25 protein-coding genes and 2 pseudogenes are annotated in these 26,002 nt (G+C 27.6%); 3 read left to right on the top strand and 24 right to left on the bottom strand.

Annotated elements, in window-relative coordinates:
* Positions 1-29 precede the first annotated feature (29 nt).
* Both INR60_RS07620 and gpr read right to left on the bottom strand, forming a co-directional pair.
* Positions 30-1,073 carry a stage II sporulation protein P gene (locus tag INR60_RS07620; protein WP_194190872.1) on the bottom strand — a complete coding sequence of 348 codons (1,044 nt, stop codon included), beginning with the start codon at positions 1,071-1,073 and terminating at the stop codon, positions 30-32.
* 60 nt (positions 1,074-1,133) lie between these two features.
* Positions 1,134-2,108: a GPR endopeptidase gene (gene gpr / locus INR60_RS07625; RefSeq protein ID WP_194190873.1), complete on the bottom strand. Its 975-nt coding sequence runs from the start codon at positions 2,106-2,108 to the stop codon at positions 1,134-1,136.
* A 174-nt stretch (positions 2,109-2,282) separates the two neighbouring features.
* Between gpr and rpsT the strand changes: the two genes are divergently transcribed.
* Positions 2,283-2,546: a 30S ribosomal protein S20 gene (gene rpsT / locus INR60_RS07630; protein WP_194190874.1), complete on the top strand. Its 264-nt coding sequence runs from the start codon at positions 2,283-2,285 to the stop codon at positions 2,544-2,546.
* 95 nt (positions 2,547-2,641) lie between these two features.
* Here rpsT and holA read toward each other — a convergent pair whose 3' ends face one another.
* From holA to INR60_RS07700, 14 genes are all read right to left on the bottom strand, one after another.
* Positions 2,642-3,676, bottom strand: a complete 1,035-nt coding sequence (gene holA, locus INR60_RS07635; protein ID WP_194190986.1) for a DNA polymerase III subunit delta — start codon at positions 3,674-3,676, stop codon at positions 2,642-2,644.
* Positions 3,677-3,689: 13 nt separating this feature from the next.
* Positions 3,690-5,375, bottom strand: a complete 1,686-nt coding sequence (locus INR60_RS07640) for a ComEC/Rec2 family competence protein (protein ID WP_194190875.1) — start codon at positions 5,373-5,375, stop codon at positions 3,690-3,692.
* A gap of 14 nt (positions 5,376-5,389) precedes the next feature.
* Positions 5,390-7,744 (bottom strand): HAD-IC family P-type ATPase, encoded by a 2,355-nt coding sequence (locus INR60_RS07645; RefSeq protein WP_194190876.1) that lies wholly within the window; start codon positions 7,742-7,744, stop codon positions 5,390-5,392.
* A 99-nt stretch (positions 7,745-7,843) separates the two neighbouring features.
* Positions 7,844-8,203 (bottom strand): stage V sporulation protein AE, encoded by a 360-nt coding sequence (gene spoVAE, locus INR60_RS07650; protein WP_194190877.1) that lies wholly within the window; start codon positions 8,201-8,203, stop codon positions 7,844-7,846.
* The gene (gene spoVAD / locus INR60_RS07655) at positions 8,197-9,228 is read right to left on the bottom strand and encodes a stage V sporulation protein AD (protein WP_194190878.1); all 1,032 of its coding nucleotides are present in this window, start codon (positions 9,226-9,228) and stop codon (positions 8,197-8,199) included. Before spoVAD ends, spoVAE begins: the two co-directional genes overlap by 7 nt.
* 13 nt (positions 9,229-9,241) lie before the next feature.
* Positions 9,242-9,712: a stage V sporulation protein AC gene (spoVAC, locus tag INR60_RS07660; RefSeq protein ID WP_194190879.1), complete on the bottom strand. Its 471-nt coding sequence runs from the start codon at positions 9,710-9,712 to the stop codon at positions 9,242-9,244.
* Between the two features lie 130 nt (positions 9,713-9,842).
* Positions 9,843-10,598 (bottom strand): RNA polymerase sporulation sigma factor SigF, encoded by a 756-nt coding sequence (sigF, locus tag INR60_RS07665; RefSeq protein WP_194190880.1) that lies wholly within the window; start codon positions 10,596-10,598, stop codon positions 9,843-9,845.
* Positions 10,599-10,610: 12 nt separating this feature from the next.
* Positions 10,611-11,036 carry an anti-sigma F factor gene (spoIIAB, locus tag INR60_RS07670; RefSeq protein WP_194190881.1) on the bottom strand — a complete coding sequence of 142 codons (426 nt, stop codon included), beginning with the start codon at positions 11,034-11,036 and terminating at the stop codon, positions 10,611-10,613.
* Positions 11,037-11,051: 15 nt separating this feature from the next.
* Positions 11,052-11,387 carry an anti-sigma F factor antagonist gene (gene spoIIAA / locus INR60_RS07675; RefSeq protein ID WP_194190882.1) on the bottom strand — a complete coding sequence of 112 codons (336 nt, stop codon included), beginning with the start codon at positions 11,385-11,387 and terminating at the stop codon, positions 11,052-11,054.
* A 146-nt stretch (positions 11,388-11,533) separates the two neighbouring features.
* Positions 11,534-13,822 (bottom strand): AAA family ATPase, encoded by a 2,289-nt coding sequence (locus tag INR60_RS07680; RefSeq protein WP_194190883.1) that lies wholly within the window; start codon positions 13,820-13,822, stop codon positions 11,534-11,536.
* 179 nt (positions 13,823-14,001) lie between these two features.
* Entirely contained in the window at positions 14,002-14,676 is a 675-nt protein-coding gene (gene deoC, locus INR60_RS07685; RefSeq protein WP_194190884.1) for a deoxyribose-phosphate aldolase, read from the bottom strand.
* A 116-nt stretch (positions 14,677-14,792) separates the two neighbouring features.
* A complete protein-coding gene (locus tag INR60_RS07690; RefSeq protein WP_194190885.1) occupies positions 14,793-15,842 on the bottom strand; it encodes a DNA polymerase IV in 1,050 nt (349 codons plus the stop codon).
* Between the two features lie 13 nt (positions 15,843-15,855).
* The gene (locus tag INR60_RS07695) at positions 15,856-16,827 is read right to left on the bottom strand and encodes a DUF4003 family protein (protein WP_194190886.1); all 972 of its coding nucleotides are present in this window, start codon (positions 16,825-16,827) and stop codon (positions 15,856-15,858) included.
* 152 nt (positions 16,828-16,979) lie between these two features.
* Positions 16,980-17,345, bottom strand: a complete 366-nt coding sequence (locus INR60_RS07700) for a hypothetical protein (RefSeq protein WP_194190887.1) — start codon at positions 17,343-17,345, stop codon at positions 16,980-16,982.
* A gap of 249 nt (positions 17,346-17,594) precedes the next feature.
* On the opposite strand from INR60_RS07700, the gene INR60_RS07705 reads away from it, so the two are divergent.
* Positions 17,595-18,005 carry a hypothetical protein gene (locus tag INR60_RS07705; protein WP_194190888.1) on the top strand — a complete coding sequence of 137 codons (411 nt, stop codon included), beginning with the start codon at positions 17,595-17,597 and terminating at the stop codon, positions 18,003-18,005.
* A 14-nt stretch (positions 18,006-18,019) separates the two neighbouring features.
* Here the strand turns inward: INR60_RS07705 and INR60_RS07710 are convergent, their stop codons facing one another.
* The 3 genes from INR60_RS07710 to INR60_RS07720 all read right to left on the bottom strand — a co-directional run bounded on the left by INR60_RS07710 (position 18,020) and on the right by INR60_RS07720 (position 20,522).
* Complete coding sequence (locus tag INR60_RS07710; RefSeq protein ID WP_194190889.1) at positions 18,020-18,940, bottom strand: PfkB family carbohydrate kinase; 921 nt, start codon at positions 18,938-18,940, stop codon at positions 18,020-18,022.
* Positions 18,941-19,064: 124 nt separating this feature from the next.
* Entirely contained in the window at positions 19,065-20,213 is a 1,149-nt protein-coding gene (gene fliB / locus INR60_RS07715) for a flagellin lysine-N-methylase (RefSeq protein ID WP_194190890.1), read from the bottom strand.
* 18 nt (positions 20,214-20,231) lie between these two features.
* Positions 20,232-20,522, bottom strand: coding sequence for a Dabb family protein (locus INR60_RS07720; protein ID WP_194190891.1), 291 nt, complete (start codon positions 20,520-20,522; stop codon positions 20,232-20,234).
* A gap of 143 nt (positions 20,523-20,665) precedes the next feature.
* Here INR60_RS07720 and INR60_RS07725 point away from each other — a divergent pair, with 143 nt between their 5' ends.
* Entirely contained in the window at positions 20,666-21,037 is a 372-nt protein-coding gene (locus tag INR60_RS07725) for a YxeA family protein (RefSeq protein ID WP_194190892.1), read from the top strand.
* Positions 21,038-21,060: 23 nt separating this feature from the next.
* Here the strand turns inward: INR60_RS07725 and INR60_RS17530 are convergent, their stop codons facing one another.
* The 5 genes and pseudogenes from INR60_RS17530 to INR60_RS07745 form a co-directional block, all read right to left on the bottom strand.
* On the bottom strand, positions 21,061-21,570 hold the full coding sequence (locus tag INR60_RS17530; RefSeq protein ID WP_338015007.1) for a ferredoxin reductase domain-containing protein: 510 nt from the start codon (positions 21,568-21,570) through the stop codon (positions 21,061-21,063).
* Positions 21,556-21,726 (bottom strand): annotated as a pseudogene (locus INR60_RS17600) (FAD-binding oxidoreductase); the annotation flags it as partial. The gene INR60_RS17530 and the pseudogene INR60_RS17600, both read right to left, overlap by 15 nt.
* 62 nt (positions 21,727-21,788) lie before the next feature.
* Positions 21,789-21,923: pseudogene (locus INR60_RS07735) on the bottom strand (rubredoxin-like domain-containing protein); the annotation flags it as partial.
* 122 nt (positions 21,924-22,045) lie between these two features.
* Complete coding sequence (locus INR60_RS07740; RefSeq protein WP_194190894.1) at positions 22,046-22,729, bottom strand: pseudouridine synthase; 684 nt, start codon at positions 22,727-22,729, stop codon at positions 22,046-22,048.
* A gap of 79 nt (positions 22,730-22,808) precedes the next feature.
* Positions 22,809-26,000, bottom strand: a complete 3,192-nt coding sequence (locus INR60_RS07745) for an MMPL family transporter (RefSeq protein WP_238480402.1) — start codon at positions 25,998-26,000, stop codon at positions 22,809-22,811.
* Between the last annotated feature and the right edge of the window lie 2 nt (positions 26,001-26,002).

The raw sequence follows: 26,002 nt of genomic DNA on the forward strand, positions 1-26,002 counted from the left end.
ATGGTAACCCTCTTAAAATTTTTTATTCATTATTTTCCATTTATATACTCAGCTATAACTCTAGCCATAAGCTCTCCTGTGTATTGAGTTTCAGAAGAAGTATTAATATTTGCACCTATTTCGAAAATAACACTATTATCAAATATATCTTGGTTAAATGCATTGATACCATTATTATATATCATCCTGTCTCTTGTTAACCCTGGGAAAGTACTTTCCGTAAGCTTTTGAAGATCGTTTGCAACTTTATTATTCTTTTCAAATTTTTTACTATTTCTAGTTGTTACAAACATAATTTTAGCTGCATCTTTTCCTTTTATATTTTGAGTAAATGCATTTTTGTTTTTACCTCCATCTCTATGAAGGTCTACTACAAGTTTAAATGAATTTCCATATTTATCTGAATATTTCTTTGCAGTTTCACGAGACCTGTCATAAGAATCATTATATGAAACGTCATGTTTAGTTTTGTCGTGAATAACAGATATTCCATATCTTTCTTCAAGTTCCTTTTCAATAACTTCACCAACCCCAACTACGTTTTGGTCTTTATTATCTGTCGGTCCTTTAGATTCTGCATAGTTTTCAGCTGAATGAGTATGATAAATTAAAACTTCTGGCTTACTTTTGTTTAATTCCTTTTTTAAAGAGTCATCATGAATTCCCTTTGGAACTTCTGTCTTATCATATTTTGAAATACTTCCTTCACCTAGTTTATACTCAGAGTATTCTACTAATTTACCGTCTAAAGACATTAATGAATCTGAAAGCATCGGCATCTCACTTTTTAAAATCCTTTCAGTTGTTATATCTTCTAAGCCTAGTGCTTCTAAAGCTATATTTTTAATTGAATAATCATTTTCTAAGTATGCACCCTCGTTGTAAACTTGGGTTTCTATAACTGGAAGTGAGAAATTTAGCATTTGAACGTATGCTAATCCCCCTCTTTCTGTGTTTTTTGAAACTATAGATATACATCTACTTAAAAATATAATTAAAAATATTAATATGACTACTATTCCAAAATCCAAACCGCTCTTTTGATTACCACTATTTACTCTTTGAACTACCACAAATCCTCTCCTCCTCACCGCTACATTTTATGTATATGAGAGGATTGACATAATTATTATTTAATTTGTAAATTTATTTATCTCCTCTAAATCCAAATTAGGTTGAATTGCAATATTAATTCCTACTGCAATTATTTTAGCTAAAGAATCTATTACATAATCAACTTCTTTAGGAGTAACAATTAAATCACCTATAAAAGGATTTAATATTTCTTTAATAAGAATACTTTTTTCTTCTTTATCTATTTTAGTTAAAAGTTTATAAAACTCCGAATCTTTATTTGCATAAGAAGCTAAATTATCTATAACTAAATCTATGCTGTCGTTTGCAATAGTTGCAGCATGAACTACAGTTGGAACTCCAATTGCTATAACTTTAACTCCTAAACTGTTTTCGTTTATTTCAAGTCTATGATTACCAACTCCAGCCCCTGGTGATATTCCAGTATCACTTATTTGAATGCTTCTATTTACCCTTTGTATCTTTCTTGAAGCTAAGGCATCTATACATATAACAAAGTCTGGGTGGATCTTTTCAACTAGTGCCTTAATGATTTCAACTGTTTCTATCCCTGTTATTCCAAGAACTCCCGGTGCTATAGTACAAACAGGTCTTACATCATCATCAATTGCTTCTGGCATAACTTCTTTTAAGTGCCTAGTTACCATTATGCTGTCTGTAACTTTAGGACCTAAAGCATCTGGAGTTACTTGCCTATTTCCAAGACCTACAACTAACCCTGTTTTTTCTGAATCCATGTTTACAAGTTTTCTTATATATTTTCCTACAATTTCTGAAACATCATCCATTATTTCGCCATCATACATAGTAAGTTCTGGCATATCTATTGTTATATAATTTCCTATAGGTTTCCCTAGTTTTACAGAACCTTCCTTATTTGTAATTTTTACCTCTGTAATTTTCGCACTTTCTCCTTCTTCTTCGTTTATAATTACACCATCTATCTCTCTTTTATGAACTTTTTTATAGTCCTCGTTAGCCTCTACAGCTAAGTCAGTTCGTACGTTTATCATACTTTCACCTCTCATCATTTATTCTATTCTCATTTATTTTTCCTCTTTGTTTGAATTTAATACTTGAATCTATTAGGTTTCAATGCTATAATATGGTTTGTTGAATTAAACTCGTGCGCAGATTCCCCAAAAAACTGCGAGAGGCCCTATAAAATTTCAAGGGGGTGAAACCGAATGGCAAACATAAAATCAGCAAAGAAAAGAATTAAAGTTACAGAAACTAAAACTTTAAGAAATAGAATGGTTAAATCAGCTGTTAAAACTGCTATAAAGAAGTTTGAAGAAGCTGTTAATGTTAACAATGCTGAAGAAGCAAACGCTTTATTAGTTAAAGCTAACAAGTCACTAGATATGGCTGCTTCTAAAGGAGTTCTTCACAAGAACATGGTAGCTAGAAAGAAATCAAGATTAGCTGCTAAAGTTAAAGCTATGGCATAGTAATATACACCGACCTTAACGGTCGGTTATTTACTTTTTATGACCTATGTTAAACAAAAAACATCTAAAGGACAACCCTTTAGATGTTTTTTTTGTTATCTTTTTACCATCGCTATATTTAACAAAAGTAATTCTAATTCTGTTTTTTTATCCACTGAAGAAGTTTTAAGCCTTCCCTCTGTTTCTAGACATAACTTTAAGATTTCATTTAACCCTTTAACAGAAAATCTATTGCTCTGTGCTATTAATTTCTCTATAACAAACTGAGGAAGCCTAAGTTCTCCTATAAAATCTTTAAGTCTTTTTCCACTTTCCATCCCAAGTTTTATATCATAAAGTCTTTTAAATTGATTTTCTATAGAGGTAATTATTAGCATATGTTGATCTGCTTTAAATAAAAGTTCATCTAAAACATCAATAGCTTTTTCAGTTTTCTTATTTGAAATAAATTCTACTAAATCAAAAACGTCGTCTTCACTTTTGTTTGGTATAAGTAGATCTATGTCTTTTTTAGTTACTTCCCTTCCCTTTGCATAATCTGTTAGCTTTTTAACTTCATTTTTAGAAATATCTAAATTCATAGGAAGTTTTTCGCATAAATATTTTAAGTTTATTTTATTTATATTTCCAGAGTTTTTCTTAAAATACTCTTCTATTCTTTTACTAAACCCATCTCTTCTAAGCTTATCTATAGATACAACTGTAGTTATTTTATCTAAAGCCATAATATTTTTATTCTTTTTAGCTGTATCTCTTTTATCATTAAATAAATAATACATAACTAAAACCGTGCTACTTGGAACATCTTTTAAATATTCTTTCATTTCGTTATAAGCCTTTTTGTTTGCACTATCTAATTTATCACTTAAAAATGCAGCTCTATAGACAACAACAACCTTTTTTTCTCCCATAAAAGGTAAGGTTTCTGATGCGTTTATTATTTCATCCACAGTGCATTTCATACCATCAAATTTAACAAAGTTAAAATCCATTGTATCTTTGTCTATAAATGGCTTAATTATCTTTTTAACCCCTTCTTTTAATAATTCTTCGTCTACTCCACATAAAATGTAAGAATTGCTAAACTTTTTACTTTTTAAATCTTTTTCTAATACTTCGTAATTTATCAAATTAATCACCTATTTATCTTAATTCTATTATATAATCCTTAAATATCATAATCTCTCTTATCTTTTCTTTTTCAAAATTAATTATATCATAAGAACTTTCCCTTTTTAAATCCTTTAATAAAAGTGTATACTCCTTGTTTCCTAAATCCAAAATAAAATTTTCTCCATTTCTAACTATAGTGCAATCTTCTTTAATGTAGGTTTTTTCAAATTCTTTATATATCTCTCTAGGTTTAAAAACAGAAACTGCCTTTTTGTAATTTTCTTTATCTTTAAGTAAAATTACGCTATCTCCTTTATATCTTAAAACTAAGCCTTCTTGTAAATTTATAATCCTTGGATAAAAACTATAAAGAGTTATCCCTATAAATACTATAGTTGCTAAAGGCAGTACTATAATCTTTTTTATCCCCCTTTTATAAAAATAAAAGGAGATTAACAAACTAACATAAAATATTGCATACTTTTCATTTAAAAATATTACATCTAAAGAAAACTTATCTAAAATTTCAATTAAGTAATCTAAAACATATATAGTAGTTCCTAAAATAAAATTTATTATATTAGAAATAACACTTATCTTAAATAAAATAAATCCTAAAAAACCTAGTACTAATATTAAGTTAATCAAAGGAACTAAAAGTATATTTCCAACTAAAAACATTATAGAAAACTCATTAAAATAATAAATTAATATAGGCATAACTAAAACTTGAGCACTTAAAGATATAGTTATAGTATCACCGGTCCATCCCCCGATTTTATATAATTTTTTCCTTAAGGGTTTATAAAATATAATAATTGAAAGAGTAGCTAAAAAAGATAATATAAACCCTAAATCAAAAATACTATAAGGCTTTATTAAAAATATTATAATAGCAGAAAGAGCGAGAGACGCTTTACTATTACTACTTTTTCTAAGCTTTAACCCTAAACTTATAGTAAGTATCATTATAAAAGCTCTTATACTTGAAAAGGCAAGCCCCGTAATAATGCAATAAAAAAAACAAATTAAAAGCCCAATATATTCTTTAAATAACTTTTTAAAGATCAAATAAATTAACCCTATATGAAGTCCTGATACGCTAATTACGTGTACCACTCCATACTTTTTCATATTTTCCTTATCCTCTTCTTCTAAGCCGCTCTTATCTCCAAAGAGGATAGAATTTACAAGACCACCTTCTCTATCTCCTATACTTTCTTTTAATTTTTCTACAAATTCTATTTTAAAATCGTTTATCTTATTCAAAATACTATTTTCACTTTTTATACTTAAGACCTTTACTTCTCCAACCATTCCTTTTTCAATATCTATATTTTTAGTAAATTCACCTTTTAAAATGACTTTTTCTAAGGGTTTAAAATCTTTTAAGTCCCCGCTTAAATAAACCTTTCTCCCCCTAATTTCAGAAATCCCTCCATAACTATATATTTTTTCTATTTTTGCTTTTTCTACAGACTTTAATTTAAAGTTATAAAAATTATAATTTATAAATAAACCAAGAATTACAAATAAAGAAATTAAAATAAGAAATCCAGTTCCTTCTTTTAAATATATAAATAAAAAGAAAGTTAAAGAAAATAAAAAGCCATAAAATAAATCTATATTTAAAAACAAATATAATATAGAGCTAAATAAAAAAGAGACACCTATATAAATTATAGGTGCCTTTGTATTATTTACAGTTTTAAACATAAAGCATCACACCCTTATTTTAGAGTGTTGCCATCTTTCTTCTCATCATTCATCTTTTTCTTTATCTTCTTAAATTTAATTAGTTTACCATCTATTATATTTAGTATAATACTTGGTACACATATTGCCCCTAAATAAATATAATTAGGATTTAAGTTAAATTTATCAACTCCAAAATATGAAGCTAATGCTACTATAATTAAAATAATACCTAGCTTTGTGATATTACATTCAAAAGTATTTAAAAACATTCTCCAATAAATTATAAATATTAAAGCTATGCTTCCAAGTATCATAAAGAAGAAATCTATATTTAATATATTAACTAGTGCCATTTGAAGAATTAAAATCATACCATAAAAACTAAATATATTAAATATATTATCCCGTACCTTTATTCCCTCTCCATAAAGCATCATTACTTTATCTAAATAATTTTCAGATATAAAAATATCTGAAACCTTTCTAACTAAGTTAGATGCTTTTCCTTTACTTATTCCAACCTTAGAAAGGCTAAGTGCAGGTAAATCCCCGAGTCCTTCTCCCGTTGCTAAAACGCTGTATTTATCTTTTGAAAACAGTCCAATTATTTTATTTTTTATTTCAGGAGTTACTCTTGAAAATACTCTAACTTTTGATAAAACAGATATTATTTCTTCTCTATTTAAAGAATCAAGCTCCACTCCTGATATAACTTCACTATCTGAATTAATTATTCTTGTTTTCTTTCCAAGTGCTTCACCAGTTATCTTATTATCTTCTGTAAATAGTATTGGTATAATTCCTCTTTTCTTAATAGCCATTATTTTTTTATCTATAAAATCATTTAATGGATTTAAAAGACCAACTATCCCAACAAAAACTAAATTACTTTCTATATTTTCATCTATACTCGGTTCATAACTAAAACTTCTATAAGCTATACCGTTTGTTATAAGCCCTTCTCCTGAAAGATTAAAATCCATAACCCTTATCTTTTCTAAATCTTCATTTGTTATTTCTTTTTCAATCCCATTTACCATTATATGAGTACATCTATCTACAATCTGCTCTACGTTACCTTTTATATTTGCTCTAAACCCCTTTTTAGATTTAGTTATAGTCGTTAAAAAAGGCTTGTCCGTATCAACTGGAAGTTCAAAAACCCTTCTATTTTGACTATCTAATATAGATTTATAAATTTGATTTTCTGCTCCCCATTTTAAGAATGCAATTTCTTCTAAATTCCCCTTGCCTGTGTTATCTTCTGCATTAAAAGTTGAATCATTTGATAAAAGAAGTATATCTATAGCTCTTTTTGCATTTATATTATTTTTAAAATCTATATTTTCTAAAGGAACTATATCGTGGTCAGTTATAAGCTTTTTAACCACCATCTCTTCTTTTGTTATTGCTCCAATTTTATCTATAAAAAATACTTCGAGTCCACTTAATTCATCTAAAGAAGATATATTTAAGATATCTATACCATCTTTTTTAAATTTCTTTTTAATACTACTTATATAAACTGTTATAATTATTGATAAAGGAACTAAACTCATTAAAAGTAGTGTATTAAAAATAGTATTTAAGTTTAATTTGTTATTTAAAAACAAAGTTATTAAAATAAATGCACTTAAAAGAACTAAAGATACATGATTCAAACTCTTTTCTATGTTGTTTTCAAAACTATGTTTATTTACATCGCAGTATTTAAGCATACTTAAAAGTTTACCAAGACTAGTTTTATCACCTGTTTCTACTACTATACCAGTACCACTTCCGTTTTTTATAACGGCACCTTTAAATACCATGTTTTTAACTTCGCCTATGTTATAAGCTCTTCCTTCAAACATATTTTCGTACTTTTCTTTTAAAAAGGTTTCTCCTGTAACGTTACTATCATCAACTTTTAAATCATCGCTTTGTATTATTCTAATATCAGCCCCTATAAGTGAACCTTTCTTAAAGCTCACTATATCGCCAACTACTAAATCCTCAGCTGGAATTATCATATTATGCCTATTTCTAACAACTTCAACATTAGTTTTGTTTATTCTATCTATGTATTTTAAGTCTGATTCCTTCTTTTTTATACCATACCATTTTGCTAAAATAGTTAGAAATACACTTAATAAAACAATAAATGCATATAAAAACTTCAAATAATACGCGAACACAAAAAATATTATAAGAGATGATATAATATAGATTTTTTTAAATTCCTTAAGAATTTGTCTAAAGATACTATTTCCTTTAGGAAGACTTATTTTGTTATTTCCCAAAGTTTTTCTTCTCTTTTCAACTTCTATACTAGTTAGGCCTTTTATTATGTCACTACCTAAACCTTCGACAACGTCTTGCCATTTACTATTATAAAAATTATTCATCCATCCCCCTACTCTCTTTTTATTATATTTTAATCTAAAATATTTTATAATTTAATTTACTTTAAGATTATAATACATTTTTATCCTATTATAAAGGTTTTAGCCTTTACTTTTAGGATTAAAAATAACTGCCATTATATAACCAAAGAATATTGCAGCTGTTATTCCTCCTGCTGCTCCTTTAATTCCTCCAGTAAAAGCTCCAACCAATCCTTCTCTTTCAACTTCTTCAATAACTGCTTTAGCCAAAACATTTCCAAACCCTGGAAGAGGAACACTTGCACCTGCACCTGCAAAATCAACAAGCTTATCATAAACTCCAAAAGCACCTAAAATACACCCAATAACTAAAAACAAAACTAAAATTCTTCCAGGTGTTAACTTTGTTTTATCCATGAGTATTTGTGCTATTACACAAATTATACCACCAATTAAAAAAGCTTTAACATACATTAACATAATTTATCCCCTTTCATCTCTACTGCAATAGCATGTGCAATACCTGGTATAGTTTCACCTTGAAGTGAAGATGTAGTACTCATTAAAGCTCCTGTTGAAACTAATAAAAAGTTTTTAATTTCTTTTCTCATTATTTTTTTATAAAGATATCCAGAAGATACTGATGCAGAACAACCACAACCACTTCCTCCTGATTCTGTTTTTTGCGTTTCATTATTAAATATTATATCTCCACAATCTATATGATTTCCTCTTATATCGTAGCCATATTCAAGCATTAAGTTATTACAAATCTTAGTTCCAACCCTACCTAAGTCACCAGTTGCAATTACATCATAATATTCTGGCTCTCTTCCCGTATCTTTTAAGTGAGCATAGATTGTATCTACAGCAGCTGGTGCCATTGCAGCTCCCATGTTGTTTGGATCTTTTATTCCATAATCTTTTACTATCCCAGTTGTTACGTAAGTTATCTCAGGAAAATCACCATCTCTCCCAAGAACCATAGCACCTGAACCTGTAACCGTCCACTGAGCTGTTTTACTCCTTTGCGCCCCGTATTCTAAGGGAAACCTAAATTGCCTTTCAGCTGCACAAAAATGAGAAGAAGTAGAGCAAACTACGTGTTTTGCAAATCCTCCATCCATTATTAAAGCACCAAGGCTTAATGATTCAGACATAGTAGAGCAGGCACCATAAAGACCAAAAAACGGAATTGATAATTCCCTAGCTGCAAAACTTGATGAAATGATTTGATTTAATAAATCACCTGCAAGTAAATAGTCGATATCTTCTTCTTTAAGTTTTGCTCTATCTATAGCACCTTTAATAGCGTTATACATAATATCACTTTCTGCTTTTTCATAGCTTTCTTTTCCACACATCTCATCGTTTAATATTTCATCAAAATACGATTTTAAAGGTCCTTCTCCTTCTTTTGGTCCTACAATAGAAAAAGCACTTATTATTTTAGGAGGAAATTCTAATTTGATTGTTTGTTTTCCTATTTTTTTAATATTTATCATATCTTTACCCTCCTTATTTAACCCATATATCTATAAAGTAATAAATTATTCCAATTATAACTGAAGAACCTATCCCATAAACTAAAACAGGTCCTGCAATAGTAAAAATTTTAGCTGCTACTCCAAAAATAAATCCTTCTTTTTTAAACTCCATAGCTGGTGCTACAACCGCATTTGCAAAACCCGTTATAGGTACAACAGTTCCGGCACCTGCATAACTTGCAATTTTATCATAAATTCCAACTCCAGTTAAAAGTGCACCTAAAAATACCATGATTATTGTTGTTATCGTTTTAACATCATTTTCAGCAAATCCTAAGTATATAAATAAATTGAAAATAAGCTGACCTATAACACAAATTAAACCTCCAACTATAAATGCCCTAACACAGTTTTTTGCAATTTGTGGGTTTGGCTCACTTTCTTTTGCAAGGGCCTCAAATTTTTCAATTATCTCTTCTTCTTTAATATTTTTTCTTCTCATAAAATCACCTCTAAAAAATAATCATATAGTTAGTATTCCAAAAATGTAAAATTAAAATCTCCCTGTGAGATTAAAAAAAGATTGCTATTAAAGTTATAAAAAAACTTTAATAGCAATCTTATCTAATAATTTATTCTATTAATTTTTCTTTCATTTTAAGTAATACTTTTTTTTCTATTCTAGAAACTTGAACTTGGCTAATTCCAAGCATTTTAGCAACTTGAATTTGAGTTTTATCTTTAAAATATCTAAGCATTATAATCTGTTTTGATTTACTATCTAAACTTCCTATCGCTTCTTTTAAGGCAATTTTTTCAATCATTAAAGAGTCGTCCTCACCTTTTTCTGAAAGCTTATCAATTAAAAGAACCGGTGCACCGTCATCTTGATGAATAGTATCATAAAGATATTGCATACTAGATGATGACTCTAATGCAACTACTATATCTTCTTTATCTATCTCAGAAAATTTACTAAGTTCATCTATAGTTGGCTCTCTTCCAAGTTCTTTAGTTAAATCTTCTCTTGCAAAATGTAATTTTCTTGCTAAAGCTTTTACATTTCTACTAACTTTAATCATCCCATCGTCTCTTAAAAATCTCTTTATTTCACCCATTATCATAGGAACAGCATAAGTTGAAAATTTAACTTTAAATTCTGGATCGAAATTTTTAATAGCCTTAACTAATCCCATAGAACCTATTTGGAAAATATCCTCATATTCATATCCTCTATTTAAAAATTTCTTTGAAATAGAAGAAACTAAGGGAAGGTTCATTTGAATTAATCTATTAAGAGCTTCTTCGTCGCCGTTTTTTGCTAAAGGTAGTAGCTCTGAGTTTTCTTCATAATTATATTCCTCTCGTTTTAAACTCCCATTATCCATATCTACCCCAACCTATACTTCAAATTTTTTCCTCATTACAACCTTCGTTCCCTCATCTTGTTTACTTTGAATTTCTAAGCTATCCATAAAGCTTTCCATAACTGTAAATCCCATACCTGAGCGCTCTAAATCTGGTCTTGAAGTATATAAAGGTTCCTTAACTTTTTCTATGTCACATATACCTTTTCCAAAATCTATTACACTTATCTCAACTTCTCTTCCTGCTATCCCAGCTTCAATTATCACTTTATTTTCTTCTTTATTATCATATCCATGAATAATTGAATTAGTAACAGCCTCTGAAACTGCAGTCTTTACATCATTTAACTCTTCAATAGTAGGGTCAATTTGTGCAATAAATGCTGCTACTGCCACCCTTGCAAAAGCCTCATTTTGAGATTTACTCATAAATTCTATTTTAATCCTATTATCAAACATGAAAACCCCTCCGTTTTATATTTCCCCTACTGCTTTTTCTACAGTATCAAAATTCCTTATTATTTTATAAAGCCCTGATAGTTCAAAAACTTTTTTAACACTTCCACTAGCATTTGCTATACAAACACTTCCACCTAAGTGTGATAACTTTTTACTTCGTCCAACAACTACTCCAATTCCAGAGCTATCCATAAAAGATACTCTACTAAAGTCTAAAATTAATTTTTTAATATTTTCGCTTTCTATCTTATCATCGATTTTAGCTCTAACTTCTGCAGCCGTGTGATGGTCTAATTCGCCTATTAGGCCAACTATTAATATATTTGATTTTCTTATAAAATTTAAATGCATACAATCACTCTAATAATTAGAGTAGCTCACCTCCACCCTCTTCTTTCTTCCATATTTTAACATATATTATATTCCTCGTCAATTTATTTTATTCCATTTTTTTACAGTAAAATAAGAAACTGCATGTTTTCATGCAGTTTCTTATTTTAATCCATCTTAAATTTACCTATCTCTTCTTTAAAGAGTTCAAAAAAGTTTTCTAAACTTTCTCCTTCTTCTAATAACAAAGTTTCTATTGCATCATCTAAAGTATCCATTTTATAAATATGGAAATATCCCCTCTCTACAGCCTGTTCAATCTCATCATTTAAAATTAACTCATCTGTATTTTCACTTGGAATTAAAACACCTTTATTATTTATGGTATTTAATTCTTTACATACATTAAAAAAGCCTTCAATTTTTTCATTAACTCCCCCTATAGCTTGAACTTCTTTAAATTGATTTAAAGAACCTGTAACTGCAATGTTTTGCTTTATAGGCTTTCCAGTAATTGAAGATAGCATTACAATCATCTCAGCAACTGATGCACTATCCCCATCTATTATTCCATAACTTTGCTCAAAGCTAACGTGAAGGTTAATCGGTAATGTTTCGTATTTTGAAACTAAACTTTTTAATATCCCGCTTAAAATATTTATAGACTTTTCATGTATTCTTCCACTTAATTTTGATTCTCTGTGAACATCAATAATATTTCCATTTCCTTTAAAAGCAAGGCAAGTTATTCTAAGTGGTTTACCAAATTGACTAAGTCCTGTATCTAAAACAGCAAGGCCGTTTATATTTCCAACCTTCTTACCTTCTAAAACTATTTTCATCTTTTTATCTTTGTACATATCTATATATGCTTTTTCAATATTTTCTTTTTCATATATGATTTCATCTACATGTTCTTTTAATATAACTTCTTTTTCATTTTCTTCTGCAATTTCATCAGCTTCTACTAATATCTTATCTATATCATATTCTTCTAAATTAATTTCTTCACGGCTTCCAGAACTTCTAGTTAAAGACCTTATTATAGATTTTATAGCATCATTTGAAATAGTTCTTAAAGAGTTCTTTTCTCCTCTTTCTTTTATAAAATCACAAATAATATCTAATTTACTTTTAACTCCTTTTAAAATCCTTGTCATATCACATTTCATTCCAAATATCTTTTTAAAATCTTCATCATTATTATATAGGATATTATAACTTTCATAGTCTCCAATTAATATAACTTTCACATCTATTGGAATTTCCTCAGGTTTTAACCCATTTATAGATAAAAGTTCTAGATAATTTCTGTTACTATCAAAGTTAAGTTTTCCAGATAGCAAAGTTTTCTTTAAATAATAATAACTGTTTATATTACTTATTAAACTATTTAATCTAATTATTAAACAACCTCCATTTGCTTCTAGAAGTGACCCACTACTAATTAAAGAAAGGTCTGTTATATAATTACCATTTTGACTTTCGTATTCAATATTCCCTAAAAGATTCATAAGACTTGGATCATCTTCATAAATAACTCTAGGATTTTTAAAGTTCGTGTTATCTACTATAACTTCGATATCATATTTTGAAACTAACTCAGTTAATGTACTCTCATCTTCTAAATCAATATTATAATTATCTAAAAGCTCCTCTTCTATATTTATAAAAAGCTTTTCTAGATAATTATAAACATCATCGTCAACTATAAATTCTAGCAAAACGTCTTCTTTATATTCTCTCATCTCTTCTGTTATATATTCTTTAAATATCTCTTTTAATTTATCTAAAGAATTAACTTCTATATTTTTAAGTTTTTCTAATATATCTTCTGCTATTTCCTTAAGTCCAGATGCCTTATTTAAAATTACATCTTTCTCATCTACAGGAAGATCATCATATTCCTTTTCTGTCATAACTTCTCCATTATCTAAAGGAATAAAAGCAAAGCCACCACTTGTAGCTTTTACGTCAAAGCCCTCTTTTTTTGCAACTTCCATAAGTTCTGAAATATAAGTATTTCTCTTTGAATGTATATCATCTACGATAGTATCTTTTTCTTCATTTGATGATGTATTATAAAATTCTATAGCTTTAATTAAATATTCTTCTTTTAAATTTTTAATTTCTTCTTTAAGTTCTTTTCCTCGTCCATTCGTTAAAAAGATTGGAAAAGGCTTTTTATTTTCTTTTAAAGTTACATAGCATATATCAGAAGGAGGTTCTAATGATTTGTATTCTTCCTCAATAAAAAGAACTAACTCATCTACCTTTTCTTTTGAAAAAGTATCAATAAGATAAAGGTTATAACCCTCTTTCTTTATATTTAATGCCCTTTTTATCTTTTTATAATTATTTTTTATCTCATCTATATCTTTTAATTTCTTAACCCCTTCGCTTTCACTTATCTCAAAATTAAATATAACTTCTTTTGGAGTTAATTCTTTCCTCATATTACTTTCCTAAATTAAAATAATTTAGTATTTCCTCCTTATTAATAGTCGTATATTATATTAGTATTCTTATATATTAATTTTAGCGATAATTTATTAAAAAAATTTTTATAAATGAAAAGTAAGCAAAAAAAGAAGGCTATGCGCCTTCTTATAATTTAAAGTATATGTTTTTAAAATTAGTAATTACTATTTGATTCTTTTCCTTCACAAATAGCTATTGAAGCTGAAGCACCTATTCTAGTTGCTCCGTTATCTATCATATCTTTAGCACCTTCAAAAGATCTAACTCCACCTGAAGCTTTAACTCCCATATTAGGACCTACAGTCTTTCTCATAAGACTTATATCTTCTTTTGTAGCCCCTCCTGTTGAGAATCCAGTTGAAGTTTTAACAAAATCAGCTCCTGCCTCTTTAGCTAAATTACAAGCTGTTACTTTTTCTTCATCTGTAAGAAGACAAGTTTCAATTATAACTTTAGTTAATGCTTTTCCTTTAGCTGCATTTACAACAGTTTCTATATCTTCTTTAACGTATGCTAAATCTCCATCTTTAAGTTTTCCAATATTTATAACCATATCTACTTCTGTTGCACCATTTTTGATTGCATCAGTAGTTTCAAAAGCTTTAACTTCTTTAGTATTTGCACCTAAAGGAAACCCTATAACTGTGCATACTTTCACATCGCTACCTTTAAGTAATTCGTATGCTTCTTTTACTCTTCCTGGATTTACGCAAACTGAAGCGAAATTATAATCTAATGCTTCTTTGCATAATTTTTCGATTTCTTTACCAGTTGTTTCTGGCTTTAGTGCTGTATGATCTATCATTTTTGCAAGTTCTTGTTTATTCATCTTTTGCTCACTCCTAAAAATATATTACTCTTGAATTATAATTGTAAACGTATATATTTGTCAATTTATAGAATCCTTTGATTTTTAGCTTAATTCTGCTTTAAATCAGTTTATAATTAAAATAACTTAATCTGCTCTAGCATAGTTTCCTTAAATGAAGTTACACTTAATCCTATAAGCCTTATAGGTTCACTAAATTCTTCATTTTCTAAAAGTTCTAAACCTTCTTTTATTATTTCTTCTTCATCTTTTATATATGAATTTAATGTTTTAGATCTAGTATGATTTTTAAAACTTTTCGTTTTATATTTCAAAACTATAGTTTTAAAACTCTTATTATCTCTATCTAATATATTTTTAATTTCTTTTGCAAAACTTATAATATATTCTTTTAATTCATCTTTATCTTCTGTATCTGTTTTTAAAGTTCTTTCTTTTCCTATAGATTTTCTTTTTCTATCTATATTAAATTCTCTATTATCAATCCCTCTAATTCTATCATATACTTCTAAGCCATTTTTCCCTAAGTATTTAATAAAAAATTCTTTATCTAATTTATAAAGGTCTTTTATTTTATATAGACCCATATTATTAAGTTTATGAACTGACTTTTTCCCAAGTCCATAAACATTTTTTATATCTAAATCAAAAAGAATCTCTGGCATCATTTCTTTTTTAATTTCTTTAATTCCATTTGGTTTATTCCAATCTGATGCAGTTTTTGCTAAAAACTTATTATAAGAAATTCCAACAGATAAGGTTAATCCAATTTCTTTAAAAACCCTTCTTTTAATATACATCGAGGCTTCCATACCAGTTTTAAACCTTATATTATTAGTTAAGTCAAGATATGCTTCATCTATAGAAAGAGGTTCTACTATATCTGTAACTTCTTTAAAAATTTCAAATACCTTTCTTGAAATTGCTTTATATCTTTGCATTCTAACTGGAACGAATATCCCGTTTGGACAAAGGTTTCTTGCCATAAATACAGGCATAGCAGAATGCACACCATACTTTCTAGCTTGATAAGAACAAGTAGATACAACGCCTCTTTCTCTTACGCCACCAACTATAACAGGCTTTCCTCTAAGGGCTTTATTATCTAATTGTTCTACTGATGCAAAAAACGCATCCATATCAACGTGTAATATGATTCTTTCCATCTTTCACCTTTTCTTAAGCTAAGACCTCCTCAAAAACGTTTTGCTTTTTTCTAGCTATAAAAGAATAAATTGAGAAGCATAATAGCTCTTTTAAATATCTATTTGTGAATCCACTTTCCTTGCGCTCATAAAGTTCAACTATAACTATAGCTATCATAGTTCTAAATGTCTTATCCATATAGAACGCATATTCCCCTTCTTCATCACATAAATATTCTACAACATCTTTTACATTTTGAACATAGGTTCTTATATCTTCATCTCTTGCTACTACACTTATAATATTTAAAACTTGATCTCCTATTTTCATATCATTTTCTTTAAATTCATTTATTAAATCTTTTATCTCAAACTGTGCTGTTGCACTACTATTTAAAAGCATTGAAGTTGCTATGTTTTGAAGATCATTTCTACTATAGTTTTCTAAATCTAAAAGTGAGTTAAACATACTTTCTATATATTTTAATACTTCTTTTGGTTCTTCATTATCTCTTACAAATTTAATAGCTAAAAGTGCACAGATTAAGTAATCCTCATCATCTGTTATATTATTAAACTCCTTATATAAAAGTGAGTATATAAGTTTCATATTAGTTAAAACTCTTTTTCTTTCACTTTTATTACTTCTTTTAACTATAGAGTATGAGGCTAGTACTAAATACGGGCTACTTTTGAAACCGTTATCTTTTAAAGTTTCGTTCACTTCGATTAATGTATCAGAAAACTCTTCATAAGCTTCTTCCCTACTTATAAGGATAGATACCATATATAACATATCTCCCCTAAAGCTTTGAAGACTCTTCGTATTCTTTTTTATATATTTTCTTATTTCTTTTATCTTTTCAATATCAATATTTTCATTTTGGTCAGCAAATACTAAAGATGCAAAGTGATTTATATATTCTCCATCAAACCTTAATTCCGTCTTAACTTCTTTGTATGTTTCTATTGCTTTATTTGCTATATACATAGTTTGCGAATTCATTTTTCATCCACCTCTTAAATTCAGGTAATTTTACTTAATACACATTTTTAATATATATTTTATTTAATATTTAATATACCTGTCTATATAATAATACCACAAAAATAGACTCATATATTTAAGAAAATCTTAAACAGATGAGTCTAATTTTTTTATAATATACCTATTAATATATATAAAATCCCTGAAACGCCTAAGATGTAATGGTCTAATATATACTCAACATTTGCTTTATAAAATTCTATTCCCTTTTCAGTGCTGCTTGTTAATTTATTAATCCTTAGCATATCACTTCCAGTTATCTCTGCATTAATTTCCCCTATAGAATTTCCGCAAATTTTACTTGGACTTCCATTTGCCTTTGCAAGAATTCCAAAAAAGGCTAAAACTCCACCGAAAATAAATATTGTGTTTTTAAAATTTAAAGAAAATAACTCACAAATTAAAACTATAAACATAAGAGAAATAATAAAAACTGTACCTAAAAATTTCAAAAATTTACCTAACTCTTTACCCATCATATTATCTCCTTAAAATTCTTTATATTATAGTATATGATTTATAATTTCATTGTGTACAATTTTCTCATTTTGTTTCTAATAAATTATAAACGGAATTTTTTATATTTTATTAAAAATTTTGGTAAAATTTAATCACTTTAATCATTATTAATATATTTCTTAAAAATATTTTTTATGATATAATAATATAAGTTATGTTTTAGTAACACATACGGACTTATTTCGATTATAAAGGAGAATTTGGTTATGGGAATGAAAGATAAATTTGATAAATATTTTAGAGATTCTTATTTTCAAAAATACGGAGATAGAATAACTAGTACTTCAGGTACTGTAGTATCTATAAACATGGAAGAAAAGAATTATCTTATTTTTAATAAATTAATCGTTAACTTAATAGTAAAACCTGATGCTGGTAGAGGCGTTGTAAAATGTAGATACAAAAAAAATAAGTGGTTCAAAAAACCAGAGTTTATCCCAGTATTTAAAGGAAATAAAGTAATGATAATGGGACTTAAAGGTGTTAAAGGTAAAGAAGATTCTGAAGTTCTTCAAATCCAAAACGTAGTTAACCTTACTACTAAAAGAGATCTAGTTCCAATAGACCACTCACAAATCAAAAAGGCTAGACAACAAGCAACTAGAATGAGACACTAATAAAAAAGCTTAGATTAATCTAAGCTTTTTTCTATTTCTTCCTTAAAAGGAATAGATGGCTCGCTCCCTTTTATTCCTATACATATATTTTTAGCAGCATTTCCATAAATACATCCCTTATAAATTTCATCAAAAGATAAATCCTTAATAATACTTGTAAAGGCACCTATAAAAGTATCTCCCGCGCAAGTACTATCTATAATCTTTACCTTCTTAGCCTCTAAATACTTACTCTTTTCTTTTGTGTAAATAAAAACCCCTTCAGTTCCTAAAATAAATACTATAACTTTTGCCCCACCTTTTATAAAAATTTCTCCAGCACTTTTTAAGGAATTCTCATCTGTAATTTTAATTCCTGTAAGTGTTTCTGTAACTAGTTTATTTGGAAGTAATATATCTGTGTATTTTAAAATCTCTGTTTTTAACTTATCTTTTGTTGGTGATGGATTAAATATAGTCATCTTTTTATGCTTTTTAGCTATTTTAAAAGCTTTTAGAGCTGTTTCTTCTGGGACTTCAAGTCCTGATACTACTGCATCAGAAGATTTTATAAGTTCTTCTTTAGATAAAATATCCTTAGGAGTTAAAGCCATATTAGACCCTAAATTTACAATAATAGAATCCGTTCCATCATTAAATAAAAATACTACTGCCTTTCCAGTTTCTAATCCTTCTTCTATAATAATTCCTTCTGTGTTTACTCCTACTTCTTTTAATTTATTTAAGCCCTTAGTTCCACTTAGATCCTTTCCTATTTTACCTATAAAGGAAACGTCGCTTCCGTTTCTTTTAAGTGAAACTGCCTCGTTACTTCCTTTTCCTCCACAATATATAGATAGTCCTTTAGATATTATCGTCTCACCACTCTTTGGAACATTGTCTATTTCTATCTCTAAATCTTCATTTATACTTCCTACAACACATACATTTTTCAAATTTAATCACCTCTAAATATAAAATATATATTTAGACTTCCAATTAATTTAAGATTATATTCCTATGCTATTTTTTAAATGAATTCAATAAAAAAAATTGCACCCTATTAAAGTGCAATTTCTATTAAAATAATTTCATTATTATATTAGTTAAATTTTCTATATTAAATAGATCCTTTGTTTCAAAACTTTCAAAAAGCGACTCTACATTTTCATCTGAGTGTTCTATATCTTTAGAATAATTCCTAGCTATAGTAATAACATCTTCTTTATTTAAATTTCCTCTTTTTAAATACTCAATAATTGATAACTCTTTAATTAGTGTTGTACTAATAATTGCAAATTTAACCTTAGAAGACATATCATAATCAAATATACATTTCATAAAATACCTAAATACAAAATAATTAATTAGACTTTCAAATATAAATAAGTTCTCTTTAAATGCTTCATCAAACTTTTTATAATTGTTTAAATAATTTTTTTCGTTTTCTTTTAAATAATTTGATGCAGAGTTTAATTTTAAAATATCATTAGAATTTATATGATTTAAATCTATATAAGTATTTAATATAGATTTTAAAGTATTACTCTCTTTTTTGAAATTTTCTCTATCTGTTTCTTTTAAAATTTCAACTATAACTTCATTATCTAGGTAATCTCTTATTACATCTTTTATTTCATCCATATCTCCTAAATCTATTTTGTTTTGTATTTCATTTGAAAAATTTAAAATCAATACTAATCTTTTATTAAATGAGATATCTTTTCTTTCTAATAGTTTAAAAATAACTTCTCTGCAATTTAAAAAATCATCTAAAACTCCTCTTTCAATATTGCTATCTTCTATTATTTCTTCATCTATATCTTTTATTTTAAATTTTATTTCTCTAGGCTCACTTAAAATTATTCTAGAAGCTTCTGGACAAGAAAGTGATAATAAACTTTCCCTTACATCTAAAAATTCCTCTGTAACTCTTGGAAACTCTTTGCAAGTATGACACAGATACTCTTCCCCTAGATTTTTATATATTTCACACATCTTTTCATTATTTAAAAAGAAACAATTTTCTTCTTTTAGACGAAATACATTATCTTCATCACTTTTTATAATATTTTCGTCTAATATCTTTTTAAAATCGCCTTTTACATTTTTATATTTATTAAATGTTTTATCATCTATTACAATTTCCCATCCAGCACAGCAGGTGTCTTCACAAGCACCTCCAATACAAGAAAATTCATTAAAATAATCCGGTACTTTAAATTTCATTTTTGTCACTCTTTCTTTTTATACTTCGTAATCTACAACGTTTCTATCTATTGCTATTTCTTTTACGAACTTCCCTACCTCTAAATGAAGAGGATGATTTTGATATATATCTAAATCTTTTAAAGATTTAAATTCTGAAAATAAAACTATATCCTTTTTAGCATCCGATTTATTTATATTTATTCCAACTTCTATATCTACTATCTCTTCTATTTTTCCTTTTAAAGATTCAAGCATTCTCTTCATTTCCTTCATATTTTCTTCTTTGTTTTCTTCTTTAATGTTCCAAGTTACTATATGTTTAATCATAAATTACACCTCACAAATTTAATTCATTGATATTATATCATATCTTACAAAAGTGTAAGTTTAAATTAAGTGTTTTCAATATTAGAATATTCATCTTTAACTTATAATTTAGTCATAAGATAAATAAAAGTGAGGTAAGATTTATGAAAAAGCCAATTAGTATTTTATTAATTATATTAGTTTTAGGGGGAGGGTTCTTCGCTTTCAAAGCTGGAATATTAGATTTAAATTCAGATGCTTATTATGTAAAAATAACTACTGACGGTAAAGTAAAAGAGGTTAAAATAGTTGATGGGTCTATTATTAAAAAATATGATTATAATTTTAAAGCTTATAACGAAAAAGGAACTGAAATAGATGTAACGTTCTCTGCAGTAAAGAATTTAAAGAAAGATAGATATTTAAAAATTTCACCAAAGACTACAAAAGATAATGAAGTAAATGAAATTAAAACTTATGAGGAAGTTTCAAAAGATAAGGTTCCATCAAAAGCATTAAGCAATTTAGACAAATAAGAGAGTGGCAAAAAGCCACTCTCTTATATTGCGTCTAAATCTTTAGCTGGACCAAACATCTCATAGTTTCTATCTTCTTTAGAAACTCCAATTTCCTTTAAAGTATCGTTTATATGCTTCATAAATCCAAGAGGTCCGCAAAAATAAAATTCTCCTCTTTTTGGCATATTATTAATAAGCCATTCCTTGCTTACTATCCCTAAGTTATCATAATCTTCTAAAATCTTATCACTTTCTAATGGATCTTGATAAAATACTGCACTTTTAATATTTTTATGCTTTTCTTTTAAAATTCTAAGTTCTTCTTTGAAAGTGTGAGCCTTGCTATTTAACACAGCCTGTACAAATAAAATATCACGTCCCTCTTCTGCTGCTTCATAAAGCATTGACATAACAGGAGTAACTCCAATTCCGCCACTTAAAAATACTACAGGTCTATTAGAATATTCTTTTAAAACAAATTCTCCTAAAGGATTAGTTAATTTAACTATATCTCCTTTATTTATATTATCATGTAAATAACTTGATACAATTCCCTTTTCTTCTCTTTTTACACTTATTCTATAAAGGTCTGACCCTGGTTTCATAGAAAGGCTATACTGCCTTATAGATCCTTTATTAGGTCCATTTTCAACAGCATCTATAGATATAAACTGACCTGCTTTATGATCTTTTAATTTTTTATCATCATTTCTCTTAAAATAAAAAGAAGTTACAAAATCATTTTCTTTTACTTTGTTTACTACTTTATATTCTCAAATATAAAGTCCTCATCACTTTCTTCTTCTATAAATTTATCAGGTCCTACATTACAAATAGGACATTTTAACGGGGCACTCTCCCCTTCATATACATAACCACAAACTGTGCATATAAATCTTTTCATAAATTTCCCTCCTTTATATTTAATCTCTTAATCTTAGATATATTATATAACTAATTTATTTATTAATCAATAATTATTACTAATTAATAATTAAATGCGTTTTATGGTAATAAAAAAGAACCTTAAAGGTTCTTTTTTAATTCTTCTAATTCACTTTTAGTTAACTCTCGATATTTTCCGTATTCTAAGTTATCAATTTTTAAATTAAGTATTCTTATCCTCTCAAGCCTTAAGACGTTATAATAAAAGTTTTTACACATCCTTCTTATTTGCTTATTCAGTCCTTGAGTTAATATTATTTTAAAATCATAATCACTAACTTTTTCAATCTTGCATTTTCTAGTTTTAACTCCTAAAATCAAAACGCCGTTTTCCATACCTTCTATAAACTCATCTGTTATTATTTTATCTACAGTTACTAGATATTCTTTTTCATGATGGTTTTCTGATTCTAATATATCATTTGCTAAATCCCCATCATTAGTAAGTAAAATAAGTCCTCTTGATAGTTTATCAAGCCTTCCTACAGGAAATATATAATCCTTATAATTAACATAGTCTATAATATTATCTCTAACATCTAAAGAGGCAGTGCAAGTTACTCCAACAGGTTTATTTAAAAGTAAATATACTTTCTCTTTTTCTTTTAAGATCTCACCATCTAAAAGAATTTCATCTGTTAATTCTACCCACTGCCCTTCAATGCATTCTTTACCATTAACTAAAATTCTTCCGTTTTTTATTATGTTATTAGCTTCTTTTCTTGAACATATCCCAAAGTTACTTAGTAATTTATTTATTCTCATATTTTAACTCCATCTAATTTTATAATTATATAATAACAATGGATATTACAATTAATCAATATAGTTAAAATAATAACTTTTATTTTTCTATATTACTATCCTCTTTTACACTTTTATTTATAGCTCTATTAAATGGCCACCAATTTGCTTTTCCAAATATCTTTACCATTGCTGGTATAAATAACGGTAATATTATTACAACGTATAATATTATACCTGTTAAAACTACCATTGATATCTCAATTAAAGATAAAACTCCTGAAGGTAAAAGTGCTGCAAATGTACCACTTAATATAATTACAGCTGAAATAATTACTCCTCCCATACTTATCATAGTTTTAACTATACGTTTTTTCATATCCGGTTCTTTATCTTGATTAAACCTAGTCATTATAAATATAGAGTAGTCTATTCCAAGTGCCATTAACACAACAAATCCAAAGAAGGAAGTTATCCAAGAAATACCTGGGTACCCCATAATCTTTTGAACTATTATCTGAACTATACTAATTGAAGTAAAGTAAGTTGCTACTAATGAAACCATTAGATATAGTGGCATAACAAGTGATTGAAGTATAAGAATTAAAGCCATAGTAACACCTATTATTACAAATATTACAGCTTTATCATAATCCTTATCAGCCATTTTTTCAGTTTCATATGTTGTACTTGCTATTCCACCTACACCAATGTTTGCATTTTCAAGTTTAGTCCCTTTTACACTTTCACTAACGATATTTTGTATTTCTGGAACTAGATTTACTGCATCATCTGAATAAGGATTTTTATTTGTTATAACGTTAATTTCTGCAAGTTTTCCATCATTACTTATATATTGGTCTAGCGATTGTTTAAATTCACTATTACTAAATATCTCTATAGGAACATTTATACCAGATATATTATAAGATAAGTTAGACCAATCATTAATGAATCCATTTGCATACTTCAATCCTTTTGTAACCTCTCCTATTCCGTTTGCACCATCATTTAAGCCTGCTTCAAGCTCGTTTATTTGACTACCAAACTCCTCAAATCCCTTTTTAATAGTACCTTGTCCGTTATAAATTTCTGTTAAAGCATTTTCTATTTCAGGTACCTTTCCTTTAATTTCTTTTCCGCCTTCTAAAGATTTTGAAAGTCCATTATCTAAAGCGTCTAGTCCTGCACTTAACTCGTTTGCTCCCTTATTTATCTCATTTAATTTATTTATAACATCATCCTTTTTGCTATTTAAATCTTTTAAAGCACCATTTAAAAGGTTTATATCATCATTTAAATTCCTTCTTAATTTTTCTAAATCATCTTTAGCAGTATTTGAATTTAAAATCTTTTCTATATCCTTATTTAACTTTTCTAAGTTTTTATCATTTTTAGCTTCTGGGTGAAGTTTTACATATTCATAAATATCACCTTTTATAGCACCAATTGTTTTTTGCATCTCCTCTTTGTCTTTTTGAAGAATTTTTGAATTATTCAACGTACTTAAAGCTTTATTAGAATTATTTAATATATTTTGTCCCTTTTCATTTATAGTATTAAATACTTTTAAAACTTTAGCATTACTTAAACGAAGATCATTTACTTTCTCTCTTGCTGCATCTACTTTATTTTTTATTTCATTTGCACCCTTATGTTCTTCGTTTATACTATTTACTAATTCGCCAAGTGCAACATTTAACTCTTGAACACCTTCTTTTGTTTTTAATGTACCACTTTGAAGTTTTTCTGTTCCATTTTCCGCATCCTTTATTTTGCCTTTAGAATCACCTATTTGTTTACTTGCATCTTTTAATCCACCATTAATCTTATTTAAACCATCATTTGCTTTATCTATTCCGCTGTGAACTATAGACGCTTGATCGTTTACGTAAATTTCATCAAGCCTTGTTCCTGTAGGTCTAGTTACACTTAATACTTGTTTTACATCTCCATTTGAATTTTTTATATTATTTGATATTTTTTCCATAAGCGCAACATACTCTGGTTTTCTCATATCTTCATCATTTTCTATATAAATTGACATAGGAGCTGTTTTACCAATTCCGAAATCATTTGACACAACGTTAAACCCAGCTTTTGCAGAATAGCTATCTCCTATTTCATTTATATTATTAAATGATTCCTTAAAGTCATTAAAAAATATAGGTGCTGCAAGAATAATAGCTATTGCTACTAAAACAGGTACTGGTTTTTGAAATGCTGTGCTTCCAAGTTTTCCCCAAAGTTTATTTTGCTCAACTTTAATTTCTCCTTTAACTGGCCAAAATAAATTCTTACCAAGCAAAATCATAACCGCTGGGAAAATAGTAAATAATGCCGCAATTAAAAATATTATCCCTATAGCAACTGCTACTGCGCTTCTATAAAGATTAAACTCTATAAAGTTTAAAGACGCAAATACAACAAAAACTGGCATAGCTGATGATAAAACTGTTTTACCTGCTGCAAAAAATGTAGTTTTAACTGCATCTACCCTATTGCTTCCTTTTGCAATTTCTTCTTTAAACCTATTTAATAAAAGAATAGAATAATCTGTTCCTATACCAAACATAATAACTATCATAAATATCTGAGTATAGTTTGATAATGGAAAATTAAACTTATCTGCAAGTATAGAAACTACTGCTTGTGCCCCTAAGTAGCTTATACCAACTGTTAGAAGTGGTATAAAAGGTGTAACTATAGATTTAAATAGAAGAATTAATACAACAAATATAAATATTACAGTTATTGTCTGGGTTTTATTTAATCCCTTTTGTGCCGCTAAATTTACATCTTGCTCTATTAAGTTTTCACCTGTTAAATATGTTTTAACCCCATCTGTTTTAATTTTGTCTCCTATTGCATTACTTATTGTATCTGCACTTGCCCCCCTAGGGTCAATAGTAAGTAAGGCCATTATAGTTTTATTATTAGTTGAAACTAATTGTGATTTCAACTGAGATGTTTTAAAACTATCTGTTACACTTTTTACATATACACTCTCTTTATCCTTATCTAAATTTTCTAAAGTGTATTTTATGTTATCTTTATCTTTTTGTGTAAGTCCGTTATCATTATGAAATACTGCAATGTAACTATCATCGCTATTGAACTTGTTATTGCTATTTATAAGACTTTCTATATTTTTAGAATAATCATTTGGTAACTGTATTCCTCCTTTTTTAGCTACTAATTTACTTAAAGAAGGTGAGTTTAATAATAAAACTCCTGTAAATACAATCCAAAGTACTATAACTAACAAACTTAAATATTTTTTCTTTTTCAATC

Origin of the sequence: Clostridium chrysemydis, assembly GCF_015234215.1 — a bacterium.
Classification (GTDB): domain Bacteria; phylum Bacillota; class Clostridia; order Clostridiales; family Clostridiaceae; genus Clostridium; species Clostridium chrysemydis.